General features: G+C 49.6%; 20 protein-coding genes and 1 other annotated feature. Of the genes, 9 read left to right on the forward strand and 11 right to left on the reverse strand.

What is annotated here, in order from left to right:
* Nucleotides 1–18: 18 nt before the first annotated feature.
* Nucleotides 19–900 (reverse strand): LysR substrate-binding domain-containing protein, encoded by an 882-nt coding sequence (locus ABLV08_RS11655; RefSeq protein WP_117025918.1) that lies wholly within the window; start codon nucleotides 898–900, stop codon nucleotides 19–21.
* Nucleotides 901–936: 36 nt separating this feature from the next.
* On the reverse strand, nucleotides 937–1,761 hold the full coding sequence (locus ABLV08_RS11660; RefSeq protein ID WP_015365825.1) for an SDR family oxidoreductase: 825 nt from the start codon (nucleotides 1,759–1,761) through the stop codon (nucleotides 937–939).
* A gap of 176 nt (nucleotides 1,762–1,937) precedes the next feature.
* Here ABLV08_RS11660 and hisL point away from each other — a divergent pair, with 176 nt between their 5' ends.
* From hisL to hisIE, 9 genes are all read left to right on the forward strand, one after another.
* Nucleotides 1,938–1,988, forward strand: a complete 51-nt coding sequence (hisL, locus tag ABLV08_RS11665) for a his operon leader peptide (protein WP_009654477.1) — start codon at nucleotides 1,938–1,940, stop codon at nucleotides 1,986–1,988.
* Nucleotides 1,964–2,086: a sequence feature (His leader region), on the forward strand. Its footprint overlaps the gene before it by 25 nt.
* A gap of 47 nt (nucleotides 2,087–2,133) precedes the next feature.
* Nucleotides 2,134–3,033 (forward strand): ATP phosphoribosyltransferase, encoded by a 900-nt coding sequence (gene hisG, locus ABLV08_RS11670; RefSeq protein WP_015365824.1) that lies wholly within the window; start codon nucleotides 2,134–2,136, stop codon nucleotides 3,031–3,033.
* 39 nt (nucleotides 3,034–3,072) lie between these two features.
* Entirely contained in the window at nucleotides 3,073–4,377 is a 1,305-nt protein-coding gene (hisD, locus tag ABLV08_RS11675; protein ID WP_047063890.1) for a histidinol dehydrogenase, read from the forward strand.
* Nucleotides 4,374–5,435, forward strand: coding sequence for a histidinol-phosphate transaminase (hisC, locus tag ABLV08_RS11680; RefSeq protein ID WP_348855875.1), 1,062 nt, complete (start codon nucleotides 4,374–4,376; stop codon nucleotides 5,433–5,435). The genes hisD and hisC overlap by 4 nt, the downstream gene beginning before the upstream one ends.
* Nucleotides 5,432–6,499: a bifunctional histidinol-phosphatase/imidazoleglycerol-phosphate dehydratase HisB gene (gene hisB, locus ABLV08_RS11685; protein WP_047045727.1), complete on the forward strand. Its 1,068-nt coding sequence runs from the start codon at nucleotides 5,432–5,434 to the stop codon at nucleotides 6,497–6,499. The genes hisC and hisB overlap by 4 nt, the downstream gene beginning before the upstream one ends.
* Nucleotides 6,499–7,089: an imidazole glycerol phosphate synthase subunit HisH gene (gene hisH / locus ABLV08_RS11690; protein WP_015365820.1), complete on the forward strand. Its 591-nt coding sequence runs from the start codon at nucleotides 6,499–6,501 to the stop codon at nucleotides 7,087–7,089. The genes hisB and hisH overlap by 1 nt, the downstream gene beginning before the upstream one ends.
* Nucleotides 7,089–7,826 carry a 1-(5-phosphoribosyl)-5-[(5-phosphoribosylamino)methylideneamino]imidazole-4-carboxamide isomerase gene (hisA, locus tag ABLV08_RS11695; protein ID WP_015365819.1) on the forward strand — a complete coding sequence of 246 codons (738 nt, stop codon included), beginning with the start codon at nucleotides 7,089–7,091 and terminating at the stop codon, nucleotides 7,824–7,826. Before hisH ends, hisA begins: the two co-directional genes overlap by 1 nt.
* On the forward strand, nucleotides 7,808–8,584 hold the full coding sequence (gene hisF / locus ABLV08_RS11700) for an imidazole glycerol phosphate synthase subunit HisF (protein ID WP_015706032.1): 777 nt from the start codon (nucleotides 7,808–7,810) through the stop codon (nucleotides 8,582–8,584). Before hisA ends, hisF begins: the two co-directional genes overlap by 19 nt.
* Entirely contained in the window at nucleotides 8,578–9,177 is a 600-nt protein-coding gene (gene hisIE / locus ABLV08_RS11705; RefSeq protein WP_048229017.1) for a bifunctional phosphoribosyl-AMP cyclohydrolase/phosphoribosyl-ATP diphosphatase HisIE, read from the forward strand. The genes hisF and hisIE overlap by 7 nt, the downstream gene beginning before the upstream one ends.
* A gap of 521 nt (nucleotides 9,178–9,698) precedes the next feature.
* On the opposite strand, the gene ABLV08_RS11710 is transcribed toward hisIE, so the two are convergent.
* From ABLV08_RS11710 to rfbB, 9 genes are all read right to left on the reverse strand, one after another.
* Nucleotides 9,699–11,489 carry an HAD family hydrolase gene (locus ABLV08_RS11710; RefSeq protein ID WP_045389235.1) on the reverse strand — a complete coding sequence of 597 codons (1,791 nt, stop codon included), beginning with the start codon at nucleotides 11,487–11,489 and terminating at the stop codon, nucleotides 9,699–9,701.
* Between the two features lie 32 nt (nucleotides 11,490–11,521).
* On the reverse strand, nucleotides 11,522–15,730 hold the full coding sequence (locus tag ABLV08_RS11715) for a glycosyltransferase (protein WP_053040961.1): 4,209 nt from the start codon (nucleotides 15,728–15,730) through the stop codon (nucleotides 11,522–11,524).
* Nucleotides 15,731–15,811: 81 nt separating this feature from the next.
* Nucleotides 15,812–17,209 carry an ABC transporter ATP-binding protein gene (locus tag ABLV08_RS11720; protein WP_045389232.1) on the reverse strand — a complete coding sequence of 466 codons (1,398 nt, stop codon included), beginning with the start codon at nucleotides 17,207–17,209 and terminating at the stop codon, nucleotides 15,812–15,814.
* Nucleotides 17,199–17,993: an ABC transporter permease gene (locus ABLV08_RS11725; RefSeq protein WP_206435281.1), complete on the reverse strand. Its 795-nt coding sequence runs from the start codon at nucleotides 17,991–17,993 to the stop codon at nucleotides 17,199–17,201. The genes ABLV08_RS11720 and ABLV08_RS11725 overlap by 11 nt, the downstream gene beginning before the upstream one ends.
* Nucleotides 17,994–18,083: 90 nt before the next feature.
* A complete protein-coding gene (locus ABLV08_RS11730) occupies nucleotides 18,084–19,016 on the reverse strand; it encodes a glycosyltransferase family 2 protein (RefSeq protein WP_348855879.1) in 933 nt (310 codons plus the stop codon).
* Between the two features lie 3 nt (nucleotides 19,017–19,019).
* A complete protein-coding gene (gene rfbC, locus ABLV08_RS11735; protein WP_045389224.1) occupies nucleotides 19,020–19,568 on the reverse strand; it encodes a dTDP-4-dehydrorhamnose 3,5-epimerase in 549 nt (182 codons plus the stop codon).
* A 13-nt stretch (nucleotides 19,569–19,581) separates the two neighbouring features.
* The gene (rfbD, locus tag ABLV08_RS11740) at nucleotides 19,582–20,472 is read right to left on the reverse strand and encodes a dTDP-4-dehydrorhamnose reductase (protein WP_063421145.1); all 891 of its coding nucleotides are present in this window, start codon (nucleotides 20,470–20,472) and stop codon (nucleotides 19,582–19,584) included.
* A gap of 34 nt (nucleotides 20,473–20,506) precedes the next feature.
* Entirely contained in the window at nucleotides 20,507–21,376 is an 870-nt protein-coding gene (gene rfbA / locus ABLV08_RS11745) for a glucose-1-phosphate thymidylyltransferase RfbA (RefSeq protein ID WP_045389221.1), read from the reverse strand.
* 16 nt (nucleotides 21,377–21,392) lie between these two features.
* Nucleotides 21,393–22,457, reverse strand: a complete 1,065-nt coding sequence (gene rfbB / locus ABLV08_RS11750) for a dTDP-glucose 4,6-dehydratase (RefSeq protein ID WP_045389218.1) — start codon at nucleotides 22,455–22,457, stop codon at nucleotides 21,393–21,395.
* Nucleotides 22,458–23,442: the final 985 nt, after the last annotated feature.

The raw sequence follows: 23,442 nt of genomic DNA on the forward strand, positions 1-23,442 counted from the left end.
ATTCTAACCGCCTAATATTCATACTATTTTAGTATTGTAGATCTGACGAATAGCACTATTTGCTAATATCGCTTGTAACCACCATTGCGCGGCAAGGCCAAAAACGTCTTCATTCCAGCCAATCCATGCCCGATGCAGCCGCACAGGTGTGCTAATACGTTTCTCGACCAATTTTCCCTTCTCCAGCCAGGCCTCAGCCAGGTAGCGCGGCAGGTAAGCCCAGCCCAGGCCGGCGCATACCAGCTCCAGCAGGCTATTCATATCATAAACCGTCACACTCTCCTGCTTTTCGCTTTGCAGCAACCCGGCATTGCAAATAATCGCCCGATATCGCTGTAACACCCGCAAATTCAACGGTTCCTTAGCCTGCGCCAGTGGATGATTAATCGCGACCACAAAACACAGATCCACATCGCCAAGCAGACTAAAACCATAACCCACCAGCGTTGGCGGCTCGTTAAGCGCGCCCAGCACCATGTCGACCTCGCCTGCCGCCAGAGCATCCCAACCACCAGCGCTAGTGAACTGCAAACGGGTCACGTTGCGTTGTTGATAAAACTGTTCCATTAGTGAAGTTAAAAGAGAGAAAGGAAAAGTCATATCGACACTGATGGTCAGGGTATTTTCCCAGCCCTGATGTAGCCTGATGGCCTGCAGCTCAAGTTCGCGAGCGGTATGGAGTAGCTCACGTCCTTTCTCCAGCAGCATCTGCCCGGTGCAAGTAAAGCGCGCCCGATGACCGCTGCGATCCAGCAGTTGGATATTCAGATCGCTTTCTAATTTATGGATGGTATAGCTCAGCGCCGAGGGGGTTTTATAGAGCTTTGCCGAAGCCGCGGCAAAGCTCCCCTCTTTTTCTAAGGCATCAAGAATTACGAGAACATCCAGCAGTGGTTTCATCGCCCCCCCTTACGGTACGCGATCGTCTGCTGGCGATTACTCCATTGGCATCACCAGCGGATCGGGGTACTGGTATTCAAAGCCAAGCTCATAGCATATCCGGTTGCCATCAATGATTTTGCCTTTACCCCCCTCCGGGTTATCGGTAAATACCGGTAACGGCAGCCCAAGTTCACGGGCCATCTGCGGATAAAAGACGCCGCGCGCCGGATGCTGCGGCGCACATATATTATAGATGTGTCCGCCTTTCGGGGCCTGAAGCAATAGCTCAATCGCGGCAATAACGTCCTGCAGATGCACCAGATTGACCCCGTGCTGGCCATCCGGGGCCGATTTACCGGCAAAGAAACGGCCCGGATGGCGCGATGGCCCAACCAACCCGGCGAGACGCAGAATATCCACCGAGGTACCCGGCAACGCATGCAGCCAGTCTTCCAGCTCTTTCAGTACCCTGCCGCTGGCGGTTTGTGGATTGCGCGGCGAATTTTCCTTCATCGTCCCTTCGGTATTGCCATAAACCGAGGTCGAACTGGTAAAAATAATGCGTGGAATATGCCGCGAGAGCGCGGTATCAACAATCTCCTGCACCGCCTGTAGATAAAAATCTTCCCCGGGGCCCGTGCGCCGCGCAGGTAACGTGATAACCAGCGCATCGACGTTCATCATCGCGTCCAGATCCTCAGCCTCACAGATCAGCTGGGGTTCAAGACGCAGCGGATATCCTTCAATACCGCACATCCGCGCCGCCTCCACGCCGTCCTGCGTCGTTTTACTGCCGGTGACATGCCAACCGCGTGCGCGCAATGACAACGCAAGCGGCATGCCCAGCCACCCTAACCCGACAATCGCGACCTTTTTCATACCCTGGCTCCTGACTCATTCGCTGTGCTGATACTAGGCTACGCTAGCCCGCGAGACCTGACAATTTGTTCGACGAATATGAAATGAATTAATGATGGAAAAAAGGGCTTGCTTTATGCGCCGGAACTGGTTTAGGTTAAAAGACATCAAATGCATAGTCATTCAAAGAGAATTTTATGAACAGCGTTCAATTTAAAAACCACCATCATCACCATCATCCTGACTAGTCTTTCAGGCGATGTGTGCTGGAAGACGTTTGGATCTTCCAGTGGTGCATGAACGCAAAGAGAGCCCCCGGAAGATTCACTTCCGGGGGCTTTTTTTTGGACCGAATTCGGACAGATTCAGACAGGTATTCAGAGGAAAACAACAATGTTAGACAACACCCGTTTACGCATAGCTATTCAGAAATCCGGCCGTTTGAGTGAAGATTCACGCGAACTGCTCGGCCGCTGCGGCATTAAAGTCAACCTGCACACCCAGCGTCTGATCGCCCTTGCGGAAAACATGCCGATCGATATTCTGCGCGTTCGCGATGACGATATTCCGGGGCTGGTGATGGACGGCGTTGTCGACCTTGGCATTATCGGCGAGAACGTGCTGGAAGAAGAGCTGCTGAGCCGCCGCGCGCAGGGCGAAGACCCGCGCTATTTCACCCTGCGCCGTCTCGATTTTGGCGGATGCCGTCTGTCGCTGGCGACACCGGTGGATGAAAACTGGAATGGCCCGGCGGCGCTGGACGGCAAACGCATCGCCACCTCTTACCCGCACCTGTTAAAACGCTATCTCGATCAGAAAGGTATCTCCTTTAAATCCTGTCTGCTAAACGGTTCTGTCGAAGTCGCCCCGCGCGCTGGCCTTGCCGACGCCATCTGCGATCTCGTTTCTACCGGCGCAACCCTTGAAGCTAACGGCCTGCGCGAAGTTGAAGTTATTTATCGTTCCAAAGCCTGCCTGATCCAGCGTGACGGCGAGATGGACGAGGCGAAACAGCAGCTGATCGACCGTCTGCTGACCCGCATTCAGGGGGTTATCCAGGCCCGCGAATCGAAATACATCATGATGCACGCGCCGACCGAACGGCTGGAGGAAGTGGTGGCGCTGCTGCCGGGCGCCGAACGACCAACTATTCTGCCGCTGGCGGGCGATAAACAGCGGGTAGCGATGCACATGGTCAGCAGCGAAACCCTGTTCTGGGAAACCATGGAAAAACTGAAAGCGCTGGGCGCCAGCTCCATCCTGGTGCTGCCGATCGAGAAGATGATGGAGTAATCCAGCTATCCGCATACGGGACAAACAGGGGAAATGACCATGAGCTTCAATACCATTATCGACTGGAATAGCTGCAGCGCCGCACAACAGCAACAACTCTTAATGCGCCCGGCGATTTCAGCTTCCGAGAGCATCAGCAAAACGGTAGCCGGGATCCTCGCTAACGTTAAAGAGAATGGCGATGCCGCTTTACGCGAATATAGCGCCAAATTCGATAAAACCACCGTCACGGCGCTCAAAGTATCTGACGAAGAAATTGCCGCTGCCGGCGCGCGCCTCAGCGGCGAACTCAAACAAGCGATGGCGGTAGCGGTCAACAATATCGAGACCTTTCACAACGCGCAGCGGTTGCAGGTTGTCGATGTTGAAACCCAGCCCGGCGTACGCTGCCAGCAGCTTACCCGCCCTATCGCCTCTGTCGGCTTATATATTCCGGGCGGCTCGGCGCCGCTGTTTTCAACGGTGCTGATGCTGGCAACGCCAGCGCGCATTGCCGGCTGTCAGGAAGTGGTGCTGTGCTCTCCGCCGCCGATTGCCGATGAAATTCTTTATGCGGCGCAGCTGTGCGGCGTGCGTAATATCTTTAACGTCGGCGGCGCGCAGGCTATCGCGGCAATGGCCTTCGGCACCGAATCGGTGGCGAAAGTCGCTAAAATCTTTGGCCCTGGCAACGCCTTCGTCACCGAGGCCAAGCGCCAGGTCAGCCAGCGCCTCGACGGCGCGGCTATCGATATGCCTGCCGGCCCGTCGGAGGTTCTGGTGATTGCCGACGGCGGCGCAACGCCAGATTTCGTCGCCTCCGATTTACTCTCCCAGGCGGAACATGGCCCGGATTCCCAGGTTATCCTGCTGACCCCCGACGCCGACATGGGCTCCCGGGTCGCCGCAGCGGTTGAACGTCAGTTGGCTGCCCTGCCGCGTGCTGAAACCGCACGTGAAGCGCTTTCCGCCAGCCGTATTATTGTCGCTCGCGATCTCGCGCAATGTGTAGAGATCTCAAATCAGTACGGACCGGAGCACCTGATTATCCAGACCCGCAACGCCCGTGAACTGGTTGACGGCATTACCAGCGCTGGTTCGGTATTCCTCGGCGACTGGTCGCCAGAATCGGCAGGTGATTACGCCTCCGGCACCAACCACGTGCTGCCGACCTACGGCTACACTGCCACCTGTTCCAGCCTCGGTCTGGCGGATTTCCAAAAGCGCATGACCGTACAGGAGCTGACGCGTGAAGGCTTCGCCTCCCTCGCCCCGACTATCGAGATCCTGGCCGCAGCCGAACTGCTGACCGCCCACAAAAACGCCGTGACGCTACGCGTAGCCGCCCTTAAGGAGCAAGCATGAGCATTGAAGACTTAGCCCGCGCCAATATCCGCGCGCTGACGCCGTATCAATCCGCCCGCCGTCTTGGGGGAAAAGGCGACGTGTGGTTGAACGCCAACGAATTCCCCACGGCCGTGGAATTCCAGTTGACCGAACAGACGTTAAACCGCTATCCGGAACCACAGCCGAAAGCGGTTATCGAAAACTACGCGCAATATGCCGGCGTAAAACCAGAGCAGGTACTGGTGAGCCGCGGGGCTGACGAAGGTATCGAGTTATTGATCCGCGCTTTTTGCGAACCCGGCGAGGACGCGGTCCTTTATTGCCCGCCTACCTACGGCATGTACAGCGTCAGCGCCGAAACCATCGGCGTTGAGTGCCGCACGGTGCCGACGCTCGTCGACTGGCAGCTCGATTTGCCAGGTATCGAGGCCAATCTCACCGGCGTGAAAGTGGTCTTTGTCTGCAGCCCGAATAATCCAACCGGACAGATAATCAATCCGCAAGATTTCCGCGCCCTGCTGGAAATGACGCGCGGTAAAGCTATCGTGGTAGCGGATGAAGCCTATATTGAGTTCTGCCCGCAGGCGTCGCTCGCTGGTTGGCTAAATGAATACCCGCACCTGGTTATCCTGCGCACCTTATCGAAAGCCTTTGCGCTGGCGGGGTTGCGCTGCGGTTTTACGCTGGCTAACGCAGAGGTAATTAATGTACTGCTAAAAGTCATCGCACCTTATCCGCTCTCGACGCCGGTCGCCGATATCGCCGCCCAGGCATTAAGCCCGGCAGGCATTGCCGCTATGCGCGCACGCGTGGCGCAGATCCTGGATGAACGCGCATACCTGGTCGATGCGCTGCGCGAGATCGCCTGCGTCGAACAGGTGTTCGATTCCGAGACCAACTACCTGCTGGCGCGGATAACCGCCTCCAGCGCGGTGTTTAAATCTTTGTGGGATCAGGGCATTATCTTACGTGACCAAAATAAACAACCCTCATTAAGCGGCTGTTTGCGTATCACTATCGGTACCCGTGCAGAGAGCCAGCGCGTGATTGACGCTTTGACTGCGGAGAATGTATGACCCAGAAGTTTCTCTTTATTGACCGTGACGGTACGCTTATCTCTGAACCGCCGGTTGATTTTCAGGTAGACCGGTTTGAAAAACTGGCCTTCGAGCCGCAGGTGATCCCGGCGCTGCTTAAGCTGCAGCAGGAAGGTTACAAGCTGGTGATGATCACCAACCAGGACGGCCTTGGTACCGAAAGCCTGCCGCAGGAGGAATTCGACGGCCCGCACAACCTGATGATGCAGGTCTTCTCCTCGCAGGGCGTTAACTTTGAATCCGTCCTGATCTGCCCGCACATGCCTGGTGATAACTGTGACTGCCGCAAGCCGAAGACCCAGATGGTATTGCCGTGGCTGGAAGACGGCGTGATGGATAAAGCCCACAGTTACGTCATCGGCGACCGCGCCACCGATATCGAGTTGGCGGATAACATGGGTATCACCGGCCTGCGCTATAACAGTGAAACGCTGAACTGGCCGACCATCTGCGAACAGCTGACCCGTCGCGACCGCTATGCTCACGTTGAGCGCATCACCAAAGAGACCCAGGTTGACGTTAAAGTCTGGCTGGACCGTGAAGGCGGCAGTAAGATCCACACCGGCGTTGGTTTCTTCGATCACATGCTCGATCAGATCGCCACCCACGGCGGCTTTCGCCTGGAAATTAACGTCGGCGGCGATCTTTACATCGACGATCACCACACCGTAGAAGATACCGGCCTGGCGTTAGGCGAAGCGTTGAAGCTGGCGCTAGGTGATAAGCGCGGCATTAACCGCTTTGGCTTTGTGCTGCCGATGGATGAGTGCCTGGCGCGCTGCGCGCTGGATATCTCTGGCCGTCCGCACCTCGAATATAAAGCTGACTTCACCTATCAGCGCGTTGGCGACCTGAGCACCGAGATGGTCGAACACTTCTTCCGCTCGCTCTCCTATACCATGGCGGTGACGCTGCACCTGAAAACCAAAGGTAAAAACGATCATCACCGCGTCGAGAGCCTGTTCAAAGCCTTCGGTCGTACGCTGCGCCAGGCCATTCGGGTCCAGGGCGACACGTTGCCATCTTCAAAAGGGGTATTGTGATGAACGTGGTGATCCTCGATACCGGGTGCGCCAACCTCAACTCGGTGAAATCTGCGGTGAGCCGCCACGGCTATGAGCCAGTGGTCAGCCGCGAGCCGGATGTTGTTCTACGCGCCGATAAACTTTTTCTGCCCGGCGTCGGCACCGCGCAGGCTGCGATGGATCAGCTGCGCGAACGCGAACTCATTGACTTGATTAAAGCCTGTACCCAGCCGGTGCTGGGGATCTGTCTTGGCATGCAGTTACTCGGGAGCCGCAGCGAAGAGACAAACGGCGTCGAGCTGCTGGGCATTATTGATGAAGAGGTGCCGAAAATGACCGATCACGGACTGCCGCTGCCGCATATGGGATGGAACCGGGTGTATGCCAAAGCCGGCGATCGCCTGTTCCGCGGCATTGAAGAAGGCGCTTATTTCTATTTCGTCCATAGCTACGCCATGCCGGTCAATCCGTACACTATCGCGCAATGCAACTACGGCGAGGCCTTCACCGCGGCGGTACAGAAAGATAACTTCTTTGGCGTACAGTTCCACCCTGAGCGCTCAGGTAGCGCCGGTGCGCAGCTGCTGAAAAATTTCCTGGAGATGTAATGATCATTCCAGCTTTAGATTTAATTGACGGTACCGTGGTGCGCCTGCATCAGGGCGACTACGGCCAGCAACGCGACTATGGCAACGATCCGTTACCACGCCTGCAATCCTATGCAGACCAGGGCGCGGAAGTATTGCACCTGGTCGATCTGACCGGAGCAAAAGATCCGGCAAAACGCCAGATTCCGCTGCTTAAGACCTTAGTCGCCGGCGTTACGGTACCGGTACAGGTCGGCGGCGGCGTACGTACAGAAGAAGACGTTGCCGCACTGCTTGACGCCGGCGTGGCGCGCGTGGTGGTCGGTTCAACGGCGGTAAAATCGCCGGAGGTGGTCAAAGCCTGGTTTAAACGCTTTGGCCCCGAACATCTGGTACTGGCGCTGGACGTCCGCATTGATGCCGATGGCAATAAACAGGTGGCGGTGAGCGGCTGGCAGGAAAACTCTGGCGTCACTCTGGAAGAGCTGGTGGAAAGCTATCTGCCGGTCGGCTTGCAACATGTGCTGTGTACCGATATCTCCCGCGATGGCACTCTCGCGGGTTCCAACGTCTCACTGTATGAAGAAGTCTGCGCGCGTTATCCGCAGGTGGCGTTCCAGTCTTCCGGCGGGATCGGCGGTCTCAACGATATCGCCGCGCTGCGCGGAACCGGCGTTCGCGGCGTGATCGTCGGCCGCGCGCTGCTGGAAGGTAAATTCAACGTAACGGAGGCTATCCAATGCTGGCAAAACGGATAATCCCCTGCCTTGACGTCCGCGACGGCCAGGTAGTGAAAGGCGTACAGTTCCGCAATCACGAAATTATCGGTGATATTGTGCCGCTGGCAAAACGCTATGCCGATGAAGGCGCGGATGAACTGGTGTTCTACGATATCACCGCCTCCAGCGATGGCCGGGTAGTCGATAAAAGTTGGGTTTCGCGCGTGGCGGAAGTGATTGATATTCCATTCTGCGTCGCGGGCGGGATTAAATCTCTGGAAGACGCAGCGCAGATCCTCTCCTTCGGCGCCGACAAAATTTCAATTAACTCGCCTGCGCTTGCGGATCCGACGTTAATCACCCGTCTCGCCGATCGCTTTGGCGTGCAGTGCATCGTGGTAGGTATCGATACCTGGTTTGATGAACAAACCGGTAAATATCACGTTAATCAGTACACCGGCGATGAGAGCCGGACTCGCGTCACCCAATGGGAGACGCTGGATTGGGTGCAGGAAGTACAAAAGCGCGGAGCGGGAGAAATCGTCCTCAACATGATGAACCAGGACGGTGTGCGCAACGGTTATGATCTGGAACAGCTCAGAAAGGTCCGTGAAGTGTGTAACGTTCCGTTGATTGCCTCCGGCGGCGCCGGAACCATGGAGCACTTCCTTGAGGCCTTCCGCGACGCCAACGTCGACGGCGCCCTCGCCGCTTCCGTGTTCCATAAACAGATTATTAATATTGGCGAATTAAAAACGTTCCTGGCAGCCCAGGGCGTGGAGATCAGGGTATGTTGAGTGAACAGCTGGATTGGCAAAAAACCGACGGCATGATGCCGGCCATCATACAGCACGCTGAATCTGGCGAAGTGTTAATGCTGGGATATATGAATGAGGACGCGCTGGCGAAAACGCAAGAAAGCGGCAAAGTGACCTTCTACTCGCGCACCAAACAGCGCCTGTGGACAAAGGGTGAAACCTCCGGCAACTTTCTTAATGTGGTCAGCATCACCCCGGATTGCGATAACGATACCTTGCTAGTATTGGTCAACCCGACAGGCCCGACCTGCCACAAAGGGACGTCAAGCTGCTTTGGGGAGACCGGACACCAGTGGTTGTTCCTCTATCAACTGGAACAACTGCTGGCCGAGCGCAAACATGCCGACCCGGAGAGCTCATACACTGCGAAACTGTATGCCAGCGGCACCAAACGTATTGCGCAGAAAGTGGGAGAAGAAGGCGTGGAGACCGCGCTGGCCGCGACGGTAAATGACAAGTTTGAACTGAAGAATGAGGCGTCAGACCTGATGTATCACCTGCTGGTGCTGTTGCAGGACCAGGGGCTGAATTTGACGGAGGTGGTAAAGAACCTGCGTAGCCGGCATAAATGATGATTCAGGCAGGGTTAAACTGACGTTATCTAAAAAGTAGTTGTCAGATAAACCTTGATTAATCTCATCATCAGTATTCCTGATTTTGTTTGTCGCCTCAAAACAAAATCAGGATTTTCTATCTAAGATCTCTCACCAGATATTGAATAATAGTACGCTTAGTTTTCTTGTTCATTAAGTCACCTGTTTTGTGTTGAGGCGAGAATATCACCTTTAATCAGGTGGCCAAATTTACTGTGCCATATATGGACGCCCCGGGTAATGCAAGTACTGATTCGATGCGGTTTGCTGCCATATATCCGGCGTCGTTAGTGGATCTGATGACCCGCGCCATGATGTCATCCAGCAGTCACCGGGACTCCTGTCGGAGATCAACCCCGACAGGGTGTACGCAGATATGGCAAGGGCTTATCGAAACATCATCATAGTATATTAATGATATTTCTGGGACTCCCTCAGCCCATAGGGTATATTTATTTAATATGACCTTTTTTAATCATACAAAAACATTTCGCATGAAATCACAAATAGTCGGTGGCAACCAGTTGCTTATTTCGTGAACTTCCCCACGCATCAAAGTTTTTAAGGCAGGTTATTAACGAATACTTATCCCAGTTTTCTGTACTCGCTAACTCAATCATAGGCATTGCTAGCATTTGCGGACTTAATGATAAACCGAGGCGCTGACGAGCGGGATAGAAAACTTGAGCAAAATGCTCACTACCGCGACACAATGCGTTTACAGATTCGGAGAGACTTTGATCCGCACCGCGTCCAGGATCTTCTATAGGAGTTACCGGTTCTCCCGGTAATAATCCGATAATAGAAGCATGAGGTGCAGAAAAGAAAAATTCCACCGCGACTCTGGCACTGTATATCTTCCCAACCAAATCAGGACTACTATTTGAACTATCAAAAAGTGCCGCCATATTCATCGTATTTTGTCGATGTAACCGTTCCTGAGTATCAGCGAGGCAGAAGTAATAACCATAAATATCCACTTTCATAAATGTACTTATTGCCTGGCTGAAAGCTTCTTGGGTCGTACCACTCCACCCGACATCCACTACGGCAATTTTTTGGTGGCTTTTGATTCCAACTTGTCTCAGATACTGGAATAACGCGCGACGATTACGCTGGCACACCTTTAAAATTTCCCAACGCCAAGCGTACAAAAACTCAACCAATTTATCATGCACTGCCGGGGTTATCACTATATCGTCACCGAGACCAAAGGCTTTCATGATATCTCGCGCCGGAACCTTCACCCCAATCCTTTCAAGTACCTCACACGGGGCCAGCCCATCACATCCAGAGATCAGAAAAGGAATATAAGCACTGAAATTACTGTCTGTGATTGCCGCCAGAGTAAAGGTGGTACGGGAACCATAAAAATAATTAAACGGTGGTAACTCCGACTGCATCTGCTGCTTCGCAACATTGGTCAGAACATAACCGTCGCGAGCGAAAAACAGAATATGATCGATACCGTCAGCTTGTGATTTTGCTTTAATCCACTCAAGAAAACCAACGCTGGCAGGCCCACCGGTTAAAAAGCCCAGCTCTTCATACGAACCATAATCTATCTCACGGGCCTCCATGCGCAGCAAGCCTTCAGCCAATGAAGTGCTCAGACTGACATTTTTCTTCTTCTCACGAAAACGACTAGCAATATAGTGGTAACTCATCAGCCCTTTCTCCGCCGGGCGTTTAAAATCACCAATTTCACTATCACCAATGTGCAGAATCTTAGCTGGTGGTACCCCTAACTTTTCACTGACAAGAGTGAACAACTCACCGCTGTCACGCTTGGTTGCATTTTCATCTGCGGATGAAAAAACAGCCACGCCATTAATTTGCTGTTTTGCCAGAGCCTGATCGAAGAATCGCGCGGAAAAATACATATCCGAGATGATAACAACGCGCTTGCCAGCTGCAAGCAACTGCTCAAACAGCGGGAACAACTCATAGTTAGGCTCGATAAGCTGTAGTTCCAGCTCATACTCTGCCTGCATCAGCGCGTCTTTCGTGTACTGACAATCTGGGAAACAACTATAAATATTATCAAGGGTTATTTCTTTACGCCCTTCCCGAACCATAACGCCAAAAGCATCTGCCTGTGCTTGTTGGCGTTTGGCCTTGAAGTTCTCAATATTCAGTTTTTCACCTAAAAGGGTGAATGCATCTTCCGGGTCTGAAAGCGGGCGCAGATATAACGTATCAAAAAAATCGAATGAAACAACCTCAGCCACATCAATCATTTTAGCCAGTTTAGGTTCACAAAGAAGCTGGCCCTTCGAAAGTTCGTCCATCTTTTACTCCAAATCTAAAATCCAGAAGCGACTTAAGCTGTTAAATCAAAGTTAATTCCATTCGGAGCTAAATTGACATTGTAGAAAGGATCATACTGATAGAAATTAGGATGCTTCTCATACAAACGACGTAACTCACTAAATAGACGCTCTTGTTTAACAGGGTCGACGAGGTCTAAACCGCGGCTAATCGATTCGTAGTGATAAAGTGTTACCGCCTGGCATACGACGTTATAGAAGCCATTTTGGGACAATGTAAAACATAAATCCACGTCGTTATAAGCAATAGGGAAAGATTCATCAAATCCGCCAATCTTCTGATATTTTTCTCGTTCGATCATCAGACAGGCTCCGGTTACCGCCAGCCAGTTATATTCCAGAAGGTTACGCATAAAGTAACCCGGGCTATTGCTATCATGGCGCAAGAAGGCATGTACCGGGCCACACTGCAGGTTCAGCACACCAGCATGCTGAATTTGCTGAGTGCCTGGATATAACAATTTTGCACCGACGGCGCCAATATGTGGAAGTTGCGCATATCCCGCCATTCGCTCCAGCCAGTCATCCATCAGCACTTCAGTATCATCGTTAAGGAACAGTAGAATATCGCCTGACGATGCCGCAACCCCTATGTTATTCAATTCTGAGAAGTTAAACGGGATATCATGATGTATTACCTTCACACGCGAAACAGACGTTAGCTCAGAGAAGTAAGCCAGCGTGGTTTCCGCCACCGAACCGTTATCAACGATGATAACTTCATAATGCTCATATTTCGTCTTCTCGATAAGGGAATCAATACAACGACGTAGAACTTCCGCATTATCACGGGTAGGAATAATGATAGAAATCAGCGGGGTACCCGTCAGATGATAATTGACACGGAAATACCCTGGGACCTCAGTCACAGGCTCGACGGTCCCTTGTAATCCACGGCGTTTTAACGCATCGACTCGCACTTGCCGCGAAGCTTCGAGAACATAGGGCTTAGCAGCAATATCTGATGCTACTGAAGCCGGAATGATTCGCCAGTGATAAAGGATCTTATCAATATGGCTAATACGGTTAGTATGTTCAGCAACTCGCAAAACGAAGTCCCAGTCCTGGCAGCCATCAAATTCGGAACGTAACAGACCGGTTTTTTCCAACAGGCTGCGGCGCACACATGACGCATGACAAGTAAACATCGTACTCATCATGGTGTCAGGTGACCAATCGGGTTTGAAGTGCGGCTGGGTATAGTCCCCGTCTTCGGTAAGCTTATCTTCATCACTGTAAATGAAATCAGGTTGCTGCTGCTCGATACACAGAGCCATTTCATACAAGCAGTCGACCGTAAGCTCGTCGTCATGGTCAGCAAATACGATGAAATCCCCTTTTGCTGCTTTGATACCAAGATTAGTCGCACCTGAAATCCGTAAATTAGATTCTGCATGGATAATTCTAATCTGCGGGTGTGAAATATTTTTTAATGCTTGCTGAAGTTGAGGATCCGGGCTGCAATCATCGGCAAGAATTAATTCCCAATGCGGATACCATTGCGAGGTGATTGATTTCAACAATCCGTCGAGCAGATCCAAAGGGGTATTATAAACAGGTATTACAATAGAGAAGAAAGGCTTACTTTCGATCGCTGCAATGCGCTCAGCGAGGTCGACAGGCCGTGCAGGTTCAACATAGCAGTACCCTGAACGACCAGGTTTCAGCTGATAACCGGTTTTGTTATCGTATGAAATCGAGGCGGCAGGTACGGTATTAAGATTCAAGTTTTCTTGCAATACACTGATACTGCGCTGCTGTTTCAGGCGAGCAATAATCCCAGAAACCCCTTCCTGGCGAATATAATACATACCTTTCTGCGCGACAGCTTTCATTCCATGCTTCTGAATCAGTCCCGTAATCAGTCGATTCGCTTTTTTAAGCTTGAGATTCACCCCACCCGCAATACGGAGAGGTTTTGAGACTTTCCAGCTAGTGGACTCTCTGAAATCATTGATGATACTATTCAAAACCTGAATATGCCCAACATAGTTGGCCAGCTGCGCGTTCTGTGAATCAACTTTTGCTTTTAACTCGAGCAACTCTGCCGTTAATTTTTGCTGAGCCTGCTGTAACTGACTCAGTTCACTTTCGGTTAGAGCATGACTGCGGATTCTTTCCGCCAGGGCTTGAGCAACAACATCAGGTGCGGCCATCTGGAGACTAACATTAACCGTTATCTGCTGACCAATAAACACTTGTGGTATCAATATTTGCGGATCGTTAGAGTTGGAATAATACAGCACACCCTGCTCTAACGCGCATACCTCACAGAGATCCACATAGCTGGCAGTGCCATCTTTCAGGGACCACTGGACATGACCCTCTCGATCTTTCACCTGCAGGTTTTCAATCAATATCCAACCGCTGGTTTCCGAAGGATCCAGTCTCAGATAGTGCTTTTCATTTGGGTTAACCGATACATCTAGTGAATGTGAGACCGTCTGACCGAATTTGAGATTAAAAGACGAGCTTTGCAACTGGGTAAATTCCTGCTCACCATTGCGGTAATAAAGACGACCTTCAGAGGAAAATGAGGACGCTCCACTACTCAAGGGTGCATCAGGGTGCCAGACGTCAAGATATGACTTACTTAAGCCTGTAACTTGCTGCTGGAAAATAATTTCTTGTTCATTAAAAGCATTCAGTTCTGATTCATTAAGCGTGAAACCACATTCCCTAATAACCTGAAGAATAAACTCCTGGCGGGTTATTTCTGGATTTTCAGCCGGTAGCATTACCCGGGCACTTTGCCGTAAGAGGATATTGAGCGTTCTGAATAAAAGATACGTTGTCTCAATTGGCTTAGGTGCTGCCCATTCACAATCAAATAGATGAGGCTGCCCACTGTTATCTATAATGATATTCTGCGGCAACGCATCAATAAACTCACCTGGAATGGTCTGATGGAGGTCAGTTGAATGTCCTTTGCCTGCAAGCAATAACTGCAAATGCGCAAGGTATTCACGTAGCAAAGTAACAACCTGCGCTATACGCCATTCAGGTGAGGTGAATAATGTCACAAACTTAAAACTGAACGGAAAACCATTATGGTAGACAGGTTTATCTACTATTCTACAGATATAGTTGCCCTGCTCGGTTTCTGTCGACTCAGCAAGTTTTTCATAATGAATATTTACGGCAGCATTGTCTGAAGAGAAAATAGTCTCTTTAACATATGCAGGTTTTCGTTGTGTACTGTAATGATACGCTAAGATGTTGGCATCAGTTGCCGGATAATCAGCAACGGTTGCAGCAATCAAAAACGAGTTGGCCAGATCCATGCCAAGGTTATTTCTAAAGATAACCGGCCAGGCGTCGGTCAATGAAAAATTCAGCATAGCCGGCAATTGTGGGTCGGCGGCAACGGTTTGCCAGGCAAAAGCGCCTGCATCAAACTCACTAAGTTTACATCCACGCTCAGTGATGATCGAGGTCGGCATTTTATAATCTGGGAAAGGCGCCATAAACTCGACGGCATGATAGCCACTTCCTTTCAGCAGTTGCTCGATGGCAACTTTGCCATAAGTCTCTGGTTCGCCAGACTTATATCGCCCTTCAACACCGTACATCGGTTTTGCCAGATGATCTTCCGGCGCACCAGCAAAGTATTTGAGACCAAGTTGGTTCTCAATAGCAATAAAAAGAAAACCATCAGGTTTTAAAAAACCTCTGATTTTCTCAAGCATGGCATTTGCAGCATGCTCAGCTGAGCTGAACATGCTGGCATATTCAAGTACGCCGATCAGGGTGATAGCGTCGAATTTTTCATCGGTTTGAAAATCATCAAAACGTTCAGCGAGAACCGTAATATTATCCAGATCGCGGGTACGGCTGGACGCAATCGCAGCTCGGCGCTGACTGCCTTCAAGCGCAAGAATTTGCCCACCATTTTCGCCAAGAAAACGGGTAATTGCGCCACACCCGGCGCCGATCTCCAGTACTTTACCTCTCAGCTTATCCTGGAACGGGCGTAAAATATTGCCTCGCTGGGAACTCAGATGATAAAGCGTCTGCCAGTCAATACATTGATTACGTAGCTCAGAGGAAAATATGGATATATCTTTCGCAGATGCGATGATCTTGGCTAATCGTTGTTCTTCGTAATCGCCATCACTATATGAAATATCCTGGTAATCGGCTCGGGACCAAATTCCATGCTGTGCCAGAAATTTATAACCATTTTTTTCAAGATGAAACATATACTCGACCTATGCAAAATTTAAATCGGACGGTGTATTTTCTTATTCCGATTATGCTTGCTGAATTATTTAACAACTGAATTAAATTGATGAACACTTCATTTTAACACCAAGATCAACCAGACCAATAAATCCTGGTGTGGGTTCTACGGCTAAATGAATTGAATCATAACGACGGTCATGAGGTATGATATTGCCTTCAATATCGCTACTTGCAATACCTACAGAAATAAAATAGTCCCCTTGGCTCAGTATTCCTGGGAATTCGATGGCAATAATATACTCATCCTTTGATGTGTTATCATCGACAAATTGAATACCTTGATATTCAGTATTGGTATTATAAATAGTCACACCTTCTTTGGTTTTGATTGCAAACCCAAAGATCGGCCTGATAATCAGTTGGTTGAATTTGATTCTAAATTTAAACTGGAGAAGTTGATCATTTCGGCAAATAGTCGGGTACTCTTCAGCATTTTGAACGAAATGATAGTCAACAATCTCAGCGGCACGATCACCCCAACGATACTCAGCACTATTATAATTTGCTCGTTGGTCAAAACCAGCATCGCCATATTGCCAGGCGGGTGTTGCATTCTCAGACAGGGGTTGTTGCTCAGAGGCCATTTCACGATCAAGACGCTCTTGTTCGCCTTTTGCTGCTTGATCAATGGAATCAGAAAGTGACGCTTTTTCCGCATTCTCTTTTGGTGACTTTCCAAAGAGCAGATCAAGATAGTGATTCACCACAACCCTTGGGGAATCCTGCAGCATTAACTCGCCATCGTTAAGCAATATTGCACTATCACAATGAGTCACAATCTGTTCCGTCGCATGTGACACAAACAATATAGAGGTTCCATTGGCCTTTAACTGTTTCAGGCGAGCAAAGCATTTCGCCTGGAATTTTGCATCACCCACAGCCAAAGCTTCATCAACAATTAATATTTCGGGGTTAATCTGAGCCTGAACTGCAAATGCCAGCCTTACCAGCATCCCGCTCGAGTAAGAGCGAACCGGGGAATCAATAAAGTGCCCAATATCTGCAAAAGCCAGAATGTCATCCAGTCGATTATCGACCTCAGCCTTCGTCAGACCAAGTAACGAAGCATTAAGATAGACGTTTTCACGGCCACTAAAATCATTATTGAAACCAGCCCCCAACTCCAGTAATGCAGCAACCCGTCCATTAACCCTGACCTCACCAGAAGTTGGCGTCAACGTTCCAGCAAGGATTTGCAGTAGTGTTGATTTTCCTGAACCATTTTTCCCAACAATGCCAATAGTCTGACCACGTGGCAATTTGAAGGAGATATCCTGGAGGGCCCAGAACTCATCATGGTAAACGCGCGCAACGCGACCAAGTCGCTGATCAATTTTAGGTACAATAAAATCTTTTAAACGTCGAAGTGGATTGTCATAAACTTGATAGCATTTACTAATATTATCTACTTCAATTGCATAATCATTAGATGACATCAGCAAAACCCTTCCGTGTTTTCTGGAACCAGATATAGCTCAGCACCATTATGATAACTGAAATGAGGGTGTATACCGCCAAGCCAGCAAAATTAGGAAGCCCGCCCCAAATAATAACTGTTCGTGCTTGCTCAATGATGAAGGTAAGAGGATTCAGCAAAACAATATGCTGGAATGATTTAGGAAGCGCTGATAACGGGTAAAATACTGGCGAGAGAAACATGACCACTGTCATAATAATACCGATTGATTGGCCGATGTCTCTGATATAAACGCCAAGAGATGATAGCAACCAAGCCAGCCCCAATGTCAGAATAACCAAGGGCAAAAACACTAAAGGTGCAAATATTATGGTCCAATGAAGAAAACCATTAAATGTTATGAACGCGATAAGTAACACACAGAAACTAATAAAACTATGGAAAAGTACTGAAAGTAATGTCACAACAGGTAAAATTTCAAGAGGGAACACAACTTTCTTAACATAGTTTGCATGCTGGATGATGAGGCCCGGAGCTCGCATCAGCGTTTCAGCAAAGAATCCGTGAGTAATCATCCCCACGAAAAGAATAACTGCAAACTGGGTCTTTGGTTCATTAACGGCTCCAGCACCCCATTTCGCTTTAAAAACAACCGAAAAAACAATGGTATACACTGCAAGCATAAATATTGGGTTAATAAACGACCAAAACAATCCCATCACTGAACCTTTATATCGCCCGCTGATATCTCGGCGGGTCATTTGATATATAAGGTTTTTATTACGCCATATTGAGGCAAGCATTTTATATAATGCTGTATTTTTTAAGGATAGATGACTCACTGGTATCCTCTTGCTGTTTTAATGCTGTACTGGGAAAAGAAGTGGCCGTCGTTATAACTTCTTTAAAAGGACTGCCATAAACAACGCAATATTACCTAGAGTAGTTTGACGATAGGGTTTTAGTAAACAAAAAACACGCAATCGATCGACCAGGCATGCGCTTCGTAATCTAATGAAATTTCCTAACTTAATTTTACTATCAGGAGTTAAGTATTCATTAAGGCTCATCAGCAGATCAATATTCTTTTGATTCCAGTTTTTGAATTTACCATCCATCAGCTTTCTGATGCGCAAAAGCCTTGCCGTCATTGAAATATTAGAGCCAATGATATTTTGGCCATGTTGGCGATAAAGAATAGCAGGATGCGGGTCATAATATATATGACCATTGCAACCAGAAACAAGAATATAGATCCACCAGTCATGCGAGATAATTTCATCATAACACGGAGTTTGGGATACCAACTCCCGTGCCTGATGATTCAGAATCATAGTATTCCCACCAGCGATGCTCTGCACGAGGGCATTACAAAAAGAGGGGGTATATTCGAATAATGGAGAAAAACCAATAGGATGGCCGTCACCATCTATTAGTTGTGTACGGCCACAGTAAACCGCTGGTTTATTAAACTCACTAAAGCTGGCAAGATATCGAACACCACGCTCAAGCTTATCGTCATACCAAATATCATCCTGGTCGCAAAAAGCAAAATAGTTACAGTCAGAGCCGTTACTTTGTAAAGAGGAGATAAAATTCCAGGCAAATCCTTTACGAGGACCATGTGTAATGTGTAGACGGCCTTCTCCTAACTTACGCTGGTACTCCTCTAGAATAGCAATGGTTCCATCCGTGGAACCATCATCTGAAACATAAATAACCCAATTCTTATAGGTCTGATTAATTATCGAATCAATCTGCTCCTTTAAATACATCTCACCATTGTAGGTGCAGAGCAGGACCGCAATTTTATCGTTTATATTCATGAATTAATTATATACTTCAGCATCACTCAATAATAATCCATTCAGATCTTTTGCAGAAAGCTGAATATCATCAATGTCAGGCCATTTGATGCCAATTTCTGGGTCATTCCAGAGAATACTGCGCTCAGACTGTGGCGCATAGTAGTTGGTTGCTTTATAGACAAACTGTACCGTCTCACTCAGGGCCATAAAGCCATGCGCAAATCCTTCCGGAATCCACAGCTGACGCTTGTTCTCTGCGCTCAGCACCACGCCAACCCACTGACCGAAAGTCGGGGATGAACGACGCACGTCCACTGCCACATCGAACACTTCACCTTCGGTGCAGCGTACCAGTTTGCCTTGAGCATGTGGGGCCAACTGATAGTGCAGGCCGCGCAGCACGCCTTTCTGTGACTGCGAATGGTTGTCCTGTACAAACTCAACATGACGACCCACTGCCTCATCAAACATCTTGCTGCTAAAGCTTTCAAAGAAAAAGCCGCGCGCATCACCGAACACGCGGGGTTCAAAAATCAGGACCTCAGGAATATCTGTTTTAATAATATTCATACTAGTTGTTCACCTATTTACCTAAAACTTCAACCACAACCCGTTCTACACCCTGGCGCCAGTCCGGTAACGTCACACCGAACACCCGCTGGAACTTTTCATTCGACAGACGCGAGTTCAACGGACGTTTTGCCGGCGTCGGGTAGGCCGTAGTCGGGATACCGTTAACTTCTTTCACCGCCAGAGCTGTGCCATGCGTACGAGCAACATCAAATACAAAGCGTGCGTAGTCATACCAGTTGGTTTCTCCGCTGGCCACCAGGTGGTAAATACCTGCCACCGCCCTATTAAGCTGTTCTTCACGAATAGCGATGGCGGTACAGTCTGCCAACAGCTCTGCCCCGGTAGGTGCACCATGTTGATCGTCAATGATCGACAGCGTCTCCTTCTCAGCCGCTAGCCGCAGCATGGTTTTGGCAAAGTTCGCCCCGCGGGTGGCGTACACCCAGCTGGTGCGGAAAATTAGATGACGCGGGTTACCCTGCTGCAACGCCAGCTCACCGGCACGTTTGGTTTCACCGTAGACATTCAATGGCCCGGTGGCCTCATCTTCCTGACGATAGTGACTCCCCTCCCCGTCGAACACGTAGTCGGTGGAGTAATGTACCATCAGAGCCCCCAGCTTCGCTGACTCTTCTGCCAGCACAGCTACGCCCCGGTCATTCAGCAGATCAGACAGCTCGCGCTCGCTTTCCGCTTTATCAACAGCGGTATGCGCCGCTGCATTCACAATCACATCCGGTTTCACCTGGCGGACGGTCTGAGCAATACCTTCGAGATTGGTCAGGTCACCGCACAATTCCGCATCGAAGTAGTCAACCGCCACTACCTCTCCCAGGGTAGACAGTGAACGTTGGAGCTCCCAGCCTACCTGCCCGTTCTTACCAATCAGTAAAATTTTCATGATTAAATACTCTGTGTAAATGGTCGGCAGGCCATTAGCGTTCGCTGAGCAGACGCTGCAGATAAGCGCCATATTCGGTTTTCTTTAACTTTTCGGCCTGCGCCGCCACCCCTTCCGCAGACAGCCACTGGTTACGGAAAGCGATCTCTTCCAGACAGGCAACCTTCATCCCCTGACGTTTCTCGATGGTATGAATGAACTGTGAGGCCTCAATCAGGCTGTCATGTGTTCCTGTATCCAGCCAGGCAAAACCACGTCCCAGCAATTCCACCTGCAGATCGCCGCGCTCCAGATACATCTGGTTCAGGGTAGTGATTTCCAACTCACCGCGCGCAGACGGTTTGACGGCTTTCGCCATCTCCACCACGTCGTTGTCGTAGAAATACAGGCCGGTCACCGCCCAGTCAGATTTAGGTTTCAGCGGTTTTTCCTCAATCGACAGCGCTCTGAAGTGCTCATCGAACTCCACCACGCCGAAACGTTCCGGGTCGAGTACTTGATAGCCAAACACGGTGGCACCAGACGTTTTGCTGGCCGCCGCATCCAGTTTCCGGCCAAAACTCTGACCGAAATAGATGTTGTCGCCCAGCACCAACGCACAGGCGTCGTTACCGATGAACTCTTCACCGATAATAAAGGCCTGCGCCAGACCATCCGGGGACGGCTGAATGGCGTAACTGAAGTTCACCCCGAACTGTGAACCGTCACCCAGCAGACGCTGGAATGCCGGCATATCTTCCGGGGTGGTAATGATCAGAATATCGCGGATCCCGGCCAGCATCAGAACGGATACTGGATAATAGATCATCGGCTTGTCGTAAATCGGCAGCAGCTGTTTAGACACGCCCTGAGTGATGGGATATAAACGGGTGCCGGAGCCGCCGGCCAGAACAATACCTTTCATGAGTTTATATCCTTATTCAGTTATTCAGGCCAAGACGTTCACCGGCATACGAGCCGTCCAGCACGCGCTGCCACCAGGTAGTGTTGTTCAGATACCAGTGAACGGTTTTCTCGATCCCGCTTTCAAAGGTCTCCTGCGGTACCCAGCCAAGGTCACGCTCAATTTTTGCAGCATCAATCGCATAGCGCAGGTCATGACCCGGACGGTCCTTCACAAAGGTGATCAGGTCAGCAAAGTGGCTGATATTGCCCGGCTTCTGCTCCACCACCTTGTCCAGGATGCTGCAAATCGTACGGACCACATCGATATTTTTACGCTCGTTATGACCGCCAATATTGTAGGTTTCACCGTTCCGGCCTTCAGTCGCTACCTTATACAGCGCCCGGGCATGGTCTTCGACGTAGAGCCAGTCTCGGATCTGCTCACCGTTGCCATACACCGGCAGCGGTTTACCCGCGATGGCGTTAAGAATGGTCAGCGGGATCAGTTTTTCCGGGAAGTGGTACGGGCCATAGTTGTTGGAGCAGTTGGTCACCACGACCGGCAGGCCGTAGGTACGGTTCCAGGCGCGAACCAGATGGTCGCTACCGGCTTTAGAGGCCGAGTACGGGCTGCTTGGCGCGTAAGACGTCTCTTCAGTAAAGAGAGCGTCGGTACCGTCGAGGTCGCCATAGACTTCATCCGTGGAGATATGGTGGAAGCGGAAGGTCTGCTTTGCTGTCTCATCGAGGGAGGACCAGTAGTGACGGGCCGCTTCCAGCAGGGTAAAGGTGCCAATCAGGTTGGTCTGGATAAAAGCGGCCGGACCGTCAATAGAGCGGTCAACATGGCTTTCGGCAGCCAGGTGCATTACAATATCAGGCTGAAACTCACTGAACTGTTGAGCCACGCTCTGGGCGTCGGTGATATCCGTACGCGAGAAAGAATAACGGCTGTTGTCGGCTACAGAAGCCAGAGACTCGAGATTACCTGCGTAAGTCAGGCAGTCCATAACGCGAACGTCATTCTGAGTATTCTCAATGATATGACGAACAACGGCAGAACCAATAAACCCAGCGCCACCGGTGACAAGGATCTTCATACTCTCTCTCATTTTTCAATAAGTTAAATGTTAGTAAAGAATACATTGTAAACTGCAGACACGCTACCGCCATTGGCTATCGCAACCAAAATGCGTAATGCTGCCGAACTGTATGCTTAACTGTGACTATCAGTGCTAAAAATCGGCACAGCAACCGTCAGGCGTCCACTTGTTTATGATTAAAGTTCATATGTCATACCCAAGTAAGCCATCCTGTAAGAACAGAGCTATGCCAGTAAACATAGCTTTGTTCTCAAACTCATGGCACTTGGCATAACCAGAATTTATCCGCCCATTTTCACCGTTTTAGATCACTTAATCCATCAGGACTTTCTCATTTACTATGTCATGCATAAGCAGGTCTTTAGCAAGGATAGATTTCGTTCATCCCTAAAACGATACAGCCCTCTCTCAGCCCCCCCCCCGACCTCAGTGAAGCACTGATATAGAAGAAATTATCCTGAGATCGACCACTCTCAACTCCTCTTCCTATTGAGGTATTCCGCATTAGTTAATAGGAATCACACTGAATCCAGCACGGATTTGTTAGTTTGTTTTTTCAATAATTCAATGGCAAGAACATAAAATACCGGCACATTATAGCTCTGCTCATGAAGAATAAAAATGAAAAAGCGTGACTAATCCTTCAGACAAGAAGCGAACATTATTTATACAGAAATTAAACCTTTAAAAGAAAAATACGCAACACATTGATATTAAAAGATAAAATAAAACAACTTTTCTATTAACATAACAATAATTAATAGAACTGTGCGTTAACCCTTAAAATTTATAAATAGATACAATAATACGTTGATATGCCAGCCCCATGAGTTGCTTACAATCTGACCTAACTGATACTATTCACAATAAAAAACAGCAGGTATTATTATTATGCTAAGTTATTTTATGTATGATAATAATTACTATTTGCACTAAAATGCACAAACAGGTCCGGACACAGCTCGGAATGGCAGGTGGTGCT

It is taken from the genome of Klebsiella sp. CN_Kp088 (genome assembly GCF_040064335.1).
Classification (GTDB): Bacteria; Pseudomonadota; Gammaproteobacteria; order Enterobacterales; family Enterobacteriaceae; genus Klebsiella; species Klebsiella aerogenes.